Below are 13,426 nucleotides of genomic sequence, written 5' to 3'. Positions count from 1 at the left end.
TGATCAGGTCGTAAGTTTCTGATTGAGTCCCATTGAATCACGCAAAAAAACTATCAAAATTTGGTAAATTATTTGTCTAATGTAAAGAATGAATATTTAAATATAAATATAAATATAAATATAACGAAAGAAAATATTATAAATAATATATTAAGCCATGGGTATTTTATTTTTAATATCGTTTAATTTAATGGAAATATTATTTGACATTGATGATATTGAAGTTTAAGATTTACTGAGTTCGAAAATTCTATAATTTTTACATAAGGAGGCCTAAGGAGTAGTAGAATAAAGGTAGAGTAATGAAACTCGAGAAGATCTTGCATGAAGAGTTTAATCGCCAACAAAAAATGGATCATCCTCCAAAAGACTATAGAGAAATGATTGTTCGTTCGCTCAAAGATATAGAGCCTACACCATTTTTTAGGAAAGGAAAGGTTGACTATGCATTCTCTAATGAGATTGTTGAAATCTAATTAAAAGCCAACACATAATGTTGGCTTTTTTATATTAAAATATTGGTAATAAATTTATATCATCGTTTGAATTACATCTGTCACGCAGTATGGTTCAAGTTCAAGTTCAAGTTCAAGTTCAAGTTCGGTTTAAAAACACTTTGAACATATAGTAAAAAATTAACGTTGTTTTTAATGTTGAGTATTATTTAATTCTATATGGATGATATAATAATTAGTATTAAATTAATTATTTCCTTTGTTAATTTATTATAATAACTAACTACTTACACTGTAAGAACAAAAGCTTCATAACTAATTAATGTTTAAGTTTCTTTGATAACTGATTTACTTACTAAGTAATTAAAATTTAAACTTATATTAATTAATTCCTACCCATACTATTGATTTATAAGTGTTTATTTTAACATCCTGTTAGATATTGCCTGTTTTGATTTTTGTTGATTAAGTTTTTTCTATTAAAATAAAGGTTGAAATAAGTATTTTTTAAATTAATAATATAAGTAATAAATTTTGAAGCAAGCTATGTCTGAGAGTTCTATTTGTCCCAAATATCCTCATCAGACGATTCCCTCACAATTCGTTCGGTTGCACTAACACTCTTCGAGGTTAGCGCTATATTAAACCATAATCGCTTCGCTCAAAAGTTGACATACAATAATTAAAATAAGGAACATAAGCCATGAGTAATTACATAGATATATTCCACTCTGTAGATAAAAATGAACTTTTGAAAATAGAGAAAGCACTACAGTCTGCAAAGAAAGATAAAATTAAACAAAGAAAATCTGATGAAGACAAGTTGTCTAAATCAGTGAAAATAAACTTTACAGAAATGGAATATCAAACACAAATAGATAATAAGAAGAAATCAGGGTATAGCACTTTATCTGCTTATATGAGAGCTATATTAAATAGGACGATGGTGGTTAAACCAGTTGTACTTGAAGCTTCAAAAAACTTTTTCCATAAAACATCGGGTATTTTTAAAGATATTAGCTCTATTGCTTCACACCTAGAAAATGGAAATCAGCTTGATAGGCAAGAGGTAGAACTAGTTTTCCAAGCATTTGAAGTATTAAAACAAGAATTTCAAGAAACTAGGCTCTTGTTAATAAATTGTTTTACTGAAGATACTGCATATGAAATAGCACTGGAGCATATTTCAATTGATAAATTAGAAAAGCTGATACAAGAAAAAAAAGAGAGCAAACTATGATATATCAAGAACCTGGACAAAAACAAAAAAAGCACAATAAGAAGACTGTACATATACTTGTCGATTATATAAAAGGTAACGATGAGCGTGTTGCTAAAAACCTAATTAACTATTCTGCTGGTGCGAGCAAAGAGAGTGCTGCAATAACAGAGTTCATATACGCCAACAACATCATCCACATTCCTTATGAAGCCAGAACTGCGGCAGGGGAGTTATTAGACTTGTCAATGGCCATCGCGGAAATGCAGCAATCAATAGCTCTAAAGCCCTCTGTAAAGCAACAGTTCAAGCACATGATAGTTTCTTTAGACACTGGTGAGAACTTAAGCAATCTTCAATGGCAAAAGACTATCAAGAGGCTTATGGAGCACCTCGGATACGACAATTGTCGCTATATATCTTTCAAGCATAATGATACTGACGAAGAACATGTACATATCGTGACCAGCACTATAGATATGGTCAATCGAAAAAAAGTCTCTGACAGCTATAGCTATTATCGTGCGCAAGAAGTAATGCGAGAACTTGAAATCGAGTTTGGCCTGCGACAGTTAGTTTCGAGTAAAGATAAAGGCTATGACGATCGCGCAACCATCAATGATGCAAGAGTGAAAACTAAAAAGGCGCAAGTTGCTAGATTAGTCACGAGAGCGATTAACCGTCTTAACCAACGCTCAACGCTAGCGCAATTTGTCTCAGCCGTAGAAAAACAACATCCAGAACTCACAGTCGAAGTACGAGAAAAGGACGGGTTGGTATCTGGTCTTGTCTTTAAACTGAGCGACCACCTATTTTCTGCATCTCAGCTGGGTGGAAACCGCAAGTTTACCCTCGGTAAGCTTATAAAAAACGGAATACTATCGACTGATTCGCTCAATTTTGAGCGTTTTGAAGAAGAAATTAATAAGTCAGCTTTGCTATCGCAAAGGCAGAAACGAGAAGCGCATACAACTTACGTAAAACGTCTGTCTGACGATAACGGTTGGTTACTTGTTCTTTTTACAGCTAACAAAATTTACTTTAATAAACTGCAAGCGATTTTACAGAATGATCGATTCCACTTGCGCTCAAGAAGATTTATACAAAGCAGCAATAAAATGTCTTGTGCTATCGCTATGCAGATCAATTTAGTACAGCTTAGCGACACATTCTCTGATGTTCTCCGACAGTTGTTCATTGAGTTGTTCTCTTCTATTAGAGAGAACCATAATGAGATTCAACACAAGTTATCTATGCAAACATTCATCAACGATTTCAATGTAAAAGTTATATCTTTAAAAGAACTTAGAGATTTTGAGTCACAAAAAGATGCTGAAATATTTAGTACTGAAGAATTGTTTGAATACAAAGTTAAGGACAAAGATAACGCAATGAACCTGATTCAGTAAAAATTCACAATTAATCATTTGATACGCTAGTCATTGAAAATCTAACTTTCGAGGGTGTTTATAAGTAGATGTTCGGTTGATATTAAATATCGTGTTCATTAAATAAAACGTATTAGTATCTATAGATAATGACCTGGTCATTAATTTTAAAAAGAAAATTTGTTATTTGTAAGTAATAGCTGCAAAATTATTTTTAAATTTTCACGTCCGAAATAATGTTTTTATTGTTGAATCTAGTTAATTGTATTTAACGTTCAGTTGTTTATAATGATTTCGTCGTTAATTATTATTTAGTTTACTTATTGTTAATTAACTGGTAATTTATAATTAAAGATAAAAATAAATGATAAGGTTTTAATTATGGCCAATAACGCAGATGCAATTAATGTAGCAGTAGATAAAGAAAGGTATAACAAAAATAATGATGGTATGTATTATACGCCGTACAGACATAGAAAAGGTATGACTCTTTATCTCCGATTGAATATAAAGGTAAATAATGAAGATTCTAGAAATAGATCTCCCATGACAATGGTGATTACTGTGGCTCAAAAACGTATTGATGAGTATCCGAAGTATACATTCGAAGAATTTGTAAGTAACAATGCTTCTGAATGTGTGAAGTCGGGGGAGTTCGAGATTACTCGAGGTGCATATGAGAAATTTTTAGCTAAGCATAAATACTATTACGGAATATATCAAAAAGCAAAAGTGAATGAATGCCGTGGTTATTTCGAGATTGACAGAGCTGGAATTAAGAAAGAGGCGGCAAAGATATCAAAGCCAATCCATGACGTTGCAGATATTGTTGAAAAGCTTGCTTTAGATGGTCTTTTGACTGCTGTAGAAGCACAAGATCTGTATCAGTCAATGTACAGAATTAAACAAGTATTAGACGCATACGTTATGCCTGATATTCTTTTTCAGAATATGCTTTTCTATGATAAAAAATTGACTGATAAAATTAAAACCTACAATCATTTATCTAACTTCAAAATTTCAAGTAAAGCAAATGCTGATCGTTTTGTTAAACACATGAGTCAAATAGACAGTTTTGAAACTGGTAATAGAGTTAAAAAATTAAGTACTGAGAGAAAAATATTAGAGTCTTTGTGTTCCAGTCTTTAATAAAACCTCATTGATATCTGCCAGATGAAAGATCTGGCTTTTATATGTTAAAATTTTCAATCTCGAAACTTAATGGGTGAATAGTATTGTTTTATTCAAAATCATGGATTAGTATACAATCATATTCTGCTACCAACATGTAATAGGGATGATTATGAAGGATGATATTCATGAACAACTTGGTGTTAATAAGTCTTTTCTTAATGACACATTCGCAATGATCCGCATATCTAAAAATGGCGAAATTTGGGTGCAATATCAAGATAAGATGGATATACCATCTGGCACTAAAGCAATTAATATTACTGCTGATGTCCTGAAGATTATCGCCCTTCATCAAAGTAGTGAATAATGAGAGCGTAGTTTAAAGAAATTTGTTATATTTTTATTAACATGGATAGACTATGAAAGCTAGAATCGGAATCGCCTCGGAAGAACTCGTTCGCAAGTATATATTGGATGTTGCAGCTGGTAAATTAGACCATGTCGAAGATATGCCTCAATTCTGGTTTGCATCTTTAACAGAGCTGTCACAAGTTTTAACTAACGATAATATAAAGCTCTTGAATATGATGGCTTATGAGAGACCAAATAGTGTAGGGAAGCTAGCAGAGATAACAGGTCGTAGTGTCGAAGAGCTTTCGATTTCTATTAAGAAACTTACATCTAAGGGTTTTGTTCGTATTGAGATATGTGGAAACGAAGAGCGTCTTACTGCTATTTATGCCTCTTTTGAGATCCTCATGGGCAAAGAAGTGGAAGCCCTGCTTCTACAGCTACTTTAATTTTAAAATCAGGTATTCAATGCTTTTTGCTGATAAAGCGCAATTGATATAGGTTTTTCAAGTTAGTTCTAAAGAAAAATTCCAGCCACTTGATTGCGCTGAATTCTCCGTTGTTCGTTAAAGAGCGCTGCGTATCGATGCATTTAAGATATCCTTGTCTCTAGGGGCAATCATAGGGTCGAAAATCAGCTTGAGTTGATAGATTTCGTTTAAAGGTATAGTTGTTATTTAGAATCGTCACTGAATTAATAGACGTATTGATTCATAGTAAATCTATTAGTTAAATTTAGTCAAAGAGCCGCATGAAGAAATAGGGCATATATCCGCTGAAGTACAGTGAAACAAAGGCGAGTTTGCCGCGATCATAGTTTGCCGTGATCAGCTCTGACACACCTCTGGACAAAAATCATTTTCGCGCTTCAATCAAACCAAGCCAGTTGGCTGGCAAACTTAGTTATGAGCTTTTAGCTGAGAAATTACAGTTAGAACTTGGCCTAAAAAAGCCGCCATCACGTTTCACATTCACCAAGTATGATGAAATTAAGCATGCTTTTGATTTGAAGAAAGAGCAGCTAAGGCAAAAGAAATCAGAAGCTATCCAAGATGCCAAGTGTTTGTTCGAAAGTACTGACAAATTAAGTGATCTTATCTCTAATCTAGGGAATGATGACGTAGCGATTGCAGAATTAATCAAGCAAGTAGAAAAGCTTGAAAAAGAGAATGAAAGGCTTAATTCAGAAAATAAAAGGCTTAACTCTCAAAATGATATGTTGCTTGAAAGATTTGCGAGATGGCAATACAACCTTCAGAAAATGGATGGCGTCGATCTCAATAAGTTAGTTTCTACGTTAGATGATGGTCTACCAGCTAAGTCAAAATAAGGCGTATTTATACAACGAATTTGTACTAAGTCACTCCTGACATAAATAATAATGCAGGATGGGGTTGATGTTTACATGATTATTACTGATATCATCAATCCTTATAGGTATAATAGAGTCTAAACCCATTTAATTAATAGTAATCGGGCTGACAAATCCTTTGGGCTTAATTGCTAGAACTGAGCATTTTAACTGACTCAGTATGTCTTCTGCTGTATTACCAATTAACAAGCCCGAAATGCCAGTCCTAGCCACAGTTCCCATAACTAATAGATCACAATGATTTTTTGTAGCGAATAATGGAAGTTGCTCTTCAGCGCTACCAAAAATTAAATGGGTCTGTATTGAAATCTGATTGTACATTTCTTCGCCGATATTGGTTTTCAATCGTTCCATCAATTTTTCCATTCGTTGTTTAGCATATTTATATTCATAATCTTTCATTTCTCTTTCAAGTTTTTCAGGCTGATCGGCCCAGTTACTTGCAATACGAAAATAGCGAGGATTATAGATATTAACTATATGAAGATGAGCAAAGTTCATTAACGCTATCTGACTGGCAAGAGAAGTGATCTCGTCGCTCAAAATATCATTATGTGTATCTTTAAATCTATCAAAATCAACAGCAGCGATAATTCTTTTAAACGTAAGTTTTTCTACATCGTTCACAAACATAATTGGGCAAGGACACTTTCGAAACAAATGCATATCCTTGCTCGTAAATATATGATCTAAAATACTTTTTTTAAAAGGTAATGAGATTAATAGGTCATGTTTTTCAGTAATCACTCTTTTTATAATTTCATTACAATGGTCACCTGCTAAAACTATAACTTCAAAGTTATAACAACCATCATAAGCAGATAGAGTTTTATGGAGAGCACTTAAACTATCACTAAGTATATGTTGCTGTAGATCTTTAGATATTGGACCACCTGGAGGCATTCCAATTCCAGCAGATATGATAGGCACTATACTAATAAACGTCAGCTTAGCTTGATTTGATTTAGCAATCTCAATAGATTTTAATATCAATTCTTTATTAGGGTTCTTATCATTAATAACAGACAGTATATTGTTGAACCTTTTCATAACTTTCACCTCAACACCCATTATTTTTGATTGATTTCTCTATCTTGATTGAAGCCTGCTGCGCAGCATCTTTAAAAGGCTCTAACACTAAATGGACGCCTAGTTTCTCAAGTAGTTGAGTATCAGCACTATTGTGGGAAACAATGGATACACTACCATGATAAGAGCATGCCCTTAACAACTGAACTATTGTTTTACGAGAATCTTCATAAGACAAGCCAGTATGATGATTAGGTATGGTTGAAATAACCCACTTCAAGCCTTGCAAAGGTAACTCTGCCAAAAACTCGGCATCAGCTGCATCTCCATAGAGACAATCCAACCCTTCACTATTCAATTTTTTTACTACACTAGGATTAAAATCAACACCTAAAACAGATATTCCTTTATTCCTCAACTGTCTGGATAAAGCTGTTCCAAAACGGCCTAGACCTAGAATAATAACATCGTATTTTAACTGATTATGCTTTTCTGACAGATTCTCTCGCTTAGGTTCTTTTTTCTCAAATATATATAAGTATGGTTCAAATATTTTATATAAACTATGAGAATAGGTTATCATATATGTGGAAAGTGCAATGGTAATGATACCAACCAAGGTAACAACACCCAAGATTTCATTTTTCACATGACCTAAAGTGATCCCCATTGCTATAAAAATTAGTGAAAACTCACTAATTTGAGCAACAGTAAGCCCAGCTAAAAAACCTGTTCTCTTTTTATAGCCCATTAATCCCATTATGATAATGACAATAAATGGATTACCAATTAGTACAAATAGAGATAAAATTATCGACTCATATACATTACTTCCTAACTGAGATAAATCTAATGTTGATCCCAGAGCAATAAAGAAAAACAACAATAAAAAATCCCTTAAAGGAGCTAGTCTTGCTGCTATGCTCTCTCGATAAGGAGTAGAAGCTAAAGCAATGCCAGCAAGTAATCCCCCCACTTCTTTTCCTAAACCTATTAATTCACCAGTGCTTGCAAATAAAGCTGCAAATGCAATTGAGAATATTAGTAATAACTCAGGGGCGTTTGCAAGTTTTTGAGTTAAAGGTGTGGCAATGAAACGTACAAAAATAGCAACAAAAAGAACTAATCCAATACATGCTAGAATAACTTGAGCTATAGATTTCGATTCTTCTCCATTCTCACTACCAATACCTATCGTAGCTAAAATGACCATTGAAAGAACAACAACTATATCTTGTACAATGAGGAAACCTAATGCTATTTGGCCATGTAAAGCATCTATTTCTTTTTTATCAGATAATAATTTTACTATTATAATCGTCGATGAAAAAGTTAACGCTACAGCAATATATAGGCTAGAAATGCTATCAAAACCTAATGCGAGACCGAGAAGATACCCCCCCAAAGATGTGAATATAACTTGACCTAATCCAGTAAATATGGATACTAAACCGATGGAGCGAATCAGTTTTATATCCAACTTAATCCCAACGAGAAATAATAATGTTGCGATTCCTAACTCAGATAAAAAATCAATTTTTTCTTTAGAGTGAACTATATCTAGTGCTGATGGTCCAGCTATTAAACCAACGACAATAAAGCTCACAATTAAAGGCTGTTTAAAAAGCAACCCTAAGAAGCCTATGCCCGAAGCTAAAATTAATAAAAAAGCCACTTCAATAAATGAAGAGTATGATAGCATCTCATTCAAAGACTTACTCCTTTTTATTTAACAATTCAAAGTTAAGCCTAGAGTAGCACAATTCACGTTTTCTAGGTGTGACAGTTGTAACCAAAAATGTACTCAAGGTATGGGTTTTGTGTGATGGACGCTTTGGCTAAAACCAGTTTACCAACAGTTGAAAAGACTATGTAACTAGAAAGATTTGGGGCATAATTTTGTCAGGGTTTTGCTGACACATCCTTGGATGTTTTTGAGTAACAAAGTACGAAGTGTGATGAAGCTGTCAATGTTCGTATGTGTTAGCTCTTAACTTACCTAGGTAGTTCCTAGTCCACATTCATTGTTTACCGATAGAGTTCCTAGTTTTTGGATGGTTCGTTAACGATGGCGACCACCTTTCTTTTGATATATAACGAGGTCAACTAAACTGAGTAATTGTTTCGATTTCAATTTCTCATCGCCTTTCATGTTGTAAACATAACTTCCACTAGTGACGGTGATGGAAAGTGATGGACGAGCAAGTGGCAGTCGTTGTTTTGCGAGAGTTTCGTGAAGTCGTTTATTATCATTATGGGTGAGTTATGGAGTTGATTAACTCATGACTAGCCATTACTGTAACCTGACATGGATAAAACATACTTAAATATGTTATTTATATCTGAAACTTTACCTAATTGCGATTTGATCTTCTCCCTCATATTGCTTAATCGTATCTAAAATTATTGGACAATAGTTTCTGTAATTGATTTATGATTAAGAGGAGCTTTGTTGCGTAATCCAATAGAACTTAATCAATCAATTTTGCTCCACAAAGACCAATCATTTGTTCTATGCGGCGTTAGCCGCTTTCAATCAGCACTGCTCTCGCAGTGCATTAGCCAATGTTTGCTCCATAGTCAACAAACCATCTTTACCCCTTATAGAGGGTAGTCTGTCGTTTACCCCCGATAAGGGGTAAAACCGATTCATTGTTTTTATTAGATATAAATAGCCTTAAAAGTAAATAATAAGTCTTTGTTTTAATTGAGATAAATTATTGACGAAAAGATTTTTATACGTTTTAATAAGATTGAACACTCTCTATCTCAATTTGTATAAAGATTGAGTTAAATAAATTAAACAATATCAAATAATTCATCACCTTAGAGGTGAAGGGGGGACTTTACTAGTATATAAATGGAGAAAAAAAAATGGTTAAACAAAAAAACAAGCTTGTCCGTGAGCTACATGACTCAGAAAAATCTATAGTAGAGAGTAAAAAGGCTCAGCACATCATTGATGATGTGAAAGTGAGCGTAAGAGAAATTGTAGCGAACTCTAATAACGACTTTACTGACACAGTTAAATTGGCTTCAAGTCACGATAGAGAAGATATTGATACAGAAAAAGTTAAGATCGTTACTCATTTTCAAGAGGCTTTTCCCTGTGATTCGGGATACGGATTCAACGCCATTGTAACAGCTAGTATACAGAGTGAAGAGCATCAGTGGTCTGGTGACCTATGTGTTCAATTAAGCGATGGAGAATTCTCATCTGATTGCCAAGTTTCGTCCCTAGAGTTAGATCACGGGAACTGTCTAACTTATGACTATGATAACCAAAAAGTATTCAGTTCATATACTGAAGAAACAATGACAGAGTTCTTTGAAAAAGTTATAGAAGCAGCAGAGATTGGGTTTTCTGAACAGTATACCTTTCAAGCATTGCTCAAGGAGAGAACGGGCCTTGACGTTGAGGAGCTTGATATCCACGTAGCGGGTTGCGGTGTGGGCAATGACATCTATTTAGAAAACTATAAAGCTGTCAATGGAGAACACATCGTTTTAGTGGCCATTGATAATCAAGCGAGCGCAGAGTTAAGAATTAATCGTTTCAAAATTTTCGCGAGTACCGAAGTTTATAATGAGTTCCTCGATGAGTGTATAAATTTAAACGGTAAACGATTGCAATGGAATGATTGGAATTATGCTCTAAACATATACCAACACATGGATAAACCAGGTAATGATTGGTGATTATCTAAAATTGCATGTGTAGAGGTATGTTATTAGTGTCGGTGCTAGCAATAAGGCTAAAGTCAACCAGTCTTTGATTTGATACAACCACTATCAATTGAAGCAAACCAAGCTTCATATACTACTAAAAGCTAGCACCTAATCTTCGGTAAATCGACCCTACGGGTCGTATATTGCGGCGTTAACATCTGACGCCGCATTGTCCACTTCTGCAATATCCCCTTCGCATTCAAAAACACAGTGTCACTGCCAATCCTTTGATATAACGTGTCATAAACATTCATTAATTTTGGGATTACTCGGCGTCAGATAAAAAAGGTTGGGTTGCTCATGTAAAGTGCGCCACGTCTTGGTTTACTGCGATAATTAAAGGCTTTGATGTGATGGACGCACCTCCCTTCTAGCGTCGTTGTACCAAACTAATAGTACAACCATTAAGAGCAGGAGTAACAAGTATGTCTATTAAAGTTGTCGGTATTGATATAGCGAAAAATCTCTTCCAAGTGTGTGTTCTGGGTACAAATGGACAAATTTTATCAAACAAAAAGGTAAAGCGAGATAAGCTTCTAGATACTGTCCGCCAACTACCTGAGCAAACTGCTCTAGCAATGGAGTCATGTGCAACTTCTCATCATTGGGGCAGAATATTTCAAGAGCTAGGATATACAGTGGCTCTTATTCCAGCTCAGCATGTAAAACCATTTGTTGGGCGGCAAAAGAACGATGCTAATGATGCAAGAGCCATTTGCGAAGCCTATTCTAGACCTAATCTTCACTTCGTTCCTGTTAAGTCTGTTGAACAACAAGACCTTAAAGCGATACGCAGTGTCCGTAAACGTTTGGTAGAAAACAGAACTGCCTTGGCGAACCAGATCAGAGGATTGGCTGCTGAATACGGGGTAGTATTTCCTCTCTCTATTAAAGCTTTAAGAAGTCATTTACCGCTAGCTCTTGAAGACGCAGAGAATGCCCTTTCCCCAGTAATGAGGAACTTACTGCAAACTTTATACTGTGACTTTGTCAGTCTTAGCGAAGAGATAGATGAAATGACCCAAAGTGTCACCATGTTGAGTCAGCAAAATCCAAAATATGAGGCTATTCGGAATATTCCTGGGTTTGGCCCGATTTTGACTGCGGTACTGATTAGTGAGGTAGGTGTTGGAAACCAATTCCAAAATGGTCGCCAGTTCTCAGCATGGTGTGGCCTAGTTCCAAAACAAAATAGTACAGGCGGAAAAAGTAGTCTTGGCTCTCTATCGAAGTATGGCAATCGTGAATTGAGAGCATTACTTATTCACGGTGCTCGCGCAGTGGTTCGGTGCGGAGCTAACAAAGCGGATGCTATGGGAGCATGGTTGAGAGGACTCATTGCACGCCGAGGAAAAGCAAAAGCGATTGTCGCTCTTGCAAACAAGCTCGGTCGGGTAGCATGGCACATCTTGGCGAAAAATAGTGAATACGATATTAATCAGGCATTTAAGCCTGTTTGACTAAAAATACTAAGTTCTAAGGAGATATCCTCAAGAAGCCACTGAGTTTGCAATAGCTGATGAATAAACGGTGAACCATCCTTACTACACTCTGATAACGCAACGAGGTTATTGAAACCGAGGCTTTGAAAAGACAGTGAGGAGCGGATTACATCATGGCGCAGGTCACATAGTAGACCTAGAAAGACGTCGGATATATGTTAGCGACCGTATCATTGAATCAGTCATTGCATCCTGAGGTGCGTCCATATATGTTGCGTAATTCGATGGAACTAAATCAAGAAACTACGATCTGAGCGGCTACCCCCATCAATCGTCGTAGCCTCATGCCTAAACCTCGTTACAAAACAACTAACTGGAAGCAGTACAATAAATCCTTAATCAACCGTGGTTCTCTGACCTTTTGGATTGATGAGGAAGCGATAGCTGAGTGGAAGCAAAACAAACAAGGCAAGCGTGGTAGACCTCGCCGATTCAGCGATTTAGCCATTACTACCGCACTGATGGTGAAACGCGTTTTCTCTATGCCCTTGAGAGCGCTGCAAGGTTTTCTAGACTCCGTATTTAAGCTGGCTAACATCCCGCTTGTTTGCCCGCACTACACCTGTATAAGCCGCCGAGCTAAGGAAGTTGAAGTTTCATTTAAAACCAAAACCAGAGGAGCAATACAACATCTGGCCATTGATGCCACTGGCCTCAAGCTTTATGGCGAAGGTGAATGGAAGGTCAAGAAGCATGGAACTGATGGGAAGCGAAGAGTCTGGCGTAAGCTGCATATCGCGGTAGATACAAGCACCCACGAAATAGTCGCAGCAGAGCTGAGCTTATCTAACGTAACTGATGCCGAAGTGCTCCCCAACTTACTCAAGCAAACACGTCGTAAAATCATTGAGATATCAGGCGATGGCGCTTATGACACAAGGAATTGCCATGATGCCATACGGATCAAGCGAGCGGTTCCGCTCATCCCGCCAAGAGAAGGAGCAGCCTTCTGGGAACAAGGGCATCCTCGTAACTTAGCGGTAGGTTGCCAGAAGCTCTACGGCTCCAACAAGAAGTGGAAAAAGCGGTATGGCTATCATAAGCGCTCTCTGTCAGAGACCGCAATGTACCGAGTAAAACAGTTGCTAGGTGGGAAATTAAGTCTAAGAAATTACAACGTTCAGGTTGGCGAGACTTACGCCATGATCAAAGCACTGAACAAACTTACAGGGCTTGGTATGCCTGAAACTCAGTATATTGTATAAAAGTCGCTCAACTTTAGGAGGTTTGGTTTCTCGTCTGAATTA

The 13,426-nt window shown here is 36.0% G+C and carries 12 protein-coding genes and 1 pseudogene; 10 read left to right on the top strand and 3 right to left on the bottom strand.

Going from position 1 to position 13,426, the window contains the following annotated elements; genetic code table 11:
• The first annotated feature begins 302 nt into the window (after positions 1 to 302).
• From R7P35_RS04380 to R7P35_RS04350, 7 genes are all read left to right on the top strand, one after another.
• Positions 303 to 476, top strand: coding sequence for a hypothetical protein (locus tag R7P35_RS04380; protein WP_001929243.1), 174 nt, complete (start codon positions 303 to 305; stop codon positions 474 to 476).
• A gap of 682 nt (positions 477 to 1,158) precedes the next feature.
• Positions 1,159 to 1,695, top strand: coding sequence for a chromosome partitioning protein ParA (locus R7P35_RS04375; protein ID WP_250158336.1), 537 nt, complete (start codon positions 1,159 to 1,161; stop codon positions 1,693 to 1,695).
• Positions 1,692 to 3,083 carry a relaxase/mobilization nuclease domain-containing protein gene (locus tag R7P35_RS04370; RefSeq protein ID WP_213904466.1) on the top strand — a complete coding sequence of 464 codons (1,392 nt, stop codon included), beginning with the start codon at positions 1,692 to 1,694 and terminating at the stop codon, positions 3,081 to 3,083. The genes R7P35_RS04375 and R7P35_RS04370 overlap by 4 nt, the downstream gene beginning before the upstream one ends.
• 360 nt (positions 3,084 to 3,443) lie before the next feature.
• The gene (locus R7P35_RS04365) at positions 3,444 to 4,211 is read left to right on the top strand and encodes a hypothetical protein (protein WP_213904467.1); all 768 of its coding nucleotides are present in this window, start codon (positions 3,444 to 3,446) and stop codon (positions 4,209 to 4,211) included.
• 154 nt (positions 4,212 to 4,365) lie between these two features.
• Entirely contained in the window at positions 4,366 to 4,563 is a 198-nt protein-coding gene (locus R7P35_RS04360; protein WP_065298419.1) for a hypothetical protein, read from the top strand.
• Between the two features lie 52 nt (positions 4,564 to 4,615).
• Positions 4,616 to 4,996, top strand: coding sequence for a transcriptional regulator (locus R7P35_RS04355; protein WP_213904468.1), 381 nt, complete (start codon positions 4,616 to 4,618; stop codon positions 4,994 to 4,996).
• Positions 4,997 to 5,370: 374 nt separating this feature from the next.
• Positions 5,371 to 5,877 carry a hypothetical protein gene (locus tag R7P35_RS04350; RefSeq protein WP_318091722.1) on the top strand — a complete coding sequence of 169 codons (507 nt, stop codon included), beginning with the start codon at positions 5,371 to 5,373 and terminating at the stop codon, positions 5,875 to 5,877.
• 129 nt (positions 5,878 to 6,006) lie between these two features.
• On the opposite strand, the gene R7P35_RS04345 is transcribed toward R7P35_RS04350, so the two are convergent.
• Both R7P35_RS04345 and R7P35_RS04340 read right to left on the bottom strand, forming a co-directional pair.
• On the bottom strand, positions 6,007 to 6,969 hold the full coding sequence (locus tag R7P35_RS04345) for a universal stress protein (protein ID WP_213904469.1): 963 nt from the start codon (positions 6,967 to 6,969) through the stop codon (positions 6,007 to 6,009).
• Positions 6,970 to 6,979: 10 nt separating this feature from the next.
• The gene (locus tag R7P35_RS04340; RefSeq protein ID WP_250158354.1) at positions 6,980 to 8,650 is read right to left on the bottom strand and encodes a cation:proton antiporter; all 1,671 of its coding nucleotides are present in this window, start codon (positions 8,648 to 8,650) and stop codon (positions 6,980 to 6,982) included.
• A gap of 1,172 nt (positions 8,651 to 9,822) precedes the next feature.
• On the opposite strand from R7P35_RS04340, the gene R7P35_RS04335 reads away from it, so the two are divergent.
• The gene (locus tag R7P35_RS04335; protein WP_213904471.1) at positions 9,823 to 10,647 is read left to right on the top strand and encodes a hypothetical protein; all 825 of its coding nucleotides are present in this window, start codon (positions 9,823 to 9,825) and stop codon (positions 10,645 to 10,647) included.
• A gap of 131 nt (positions 10,648 to 10,778) precedes the next feature.
• Here the strand turns inward: R7P35_RS04335 and R7P35_RS04330 are convergent.
• Positions 10,779 to 10,980 (bottom strand): annotated as a pseudogene (locus R7P35_RS04330) (DUF4113 domain-containing protein); the annotation flags it as partial.
• A gap of 122 nt (positions 10,981 to 11,102) precedes the next feature.
• Between R7P35_RS04330 and R7P35_RS04325 the strand changes: the two are divergent.
• Positions 11,103 to 12,137, top strand: a complete 1,035-nt coding sequence (locus R7P35_RS04325) for an IS110 family transposase (RefSeq protein ID WP_213904473.1) — start codon at positions 11,103 to 11,105, stop codon at positions 12,135 to 12,137.
• 326 nt (positions 12,138 to 12,463) lie between these two features.
• Positions 12,464 to 13,384: an IS5 family transposase gene (locus R7P35_RS04320; RefSeq protein ID WP_318091718.1), complete on the top strand. Its 921-nt coding sequence runs from the start codon at positions 12,464 to 12,466 to the stop codon at positions 13,382 to 13,384.
• Positions 13,385 to 13,426: the final 42 nt, after the last annotated feature.

This window comes from Vibrio sp. Vb0304 (assembly GCF_033338995.1).
In the GTDB taxonomy this organism is placed as follows: Bacteria; Pseudomonadota; Gammaproteobacteria; order Enterobacterales; family Vibrionaceae; genus Vibrio; species Vibrio alginolyticus.
This window is presented reverse-complemented; position numbering and strand designations above follow the sequence as displayed.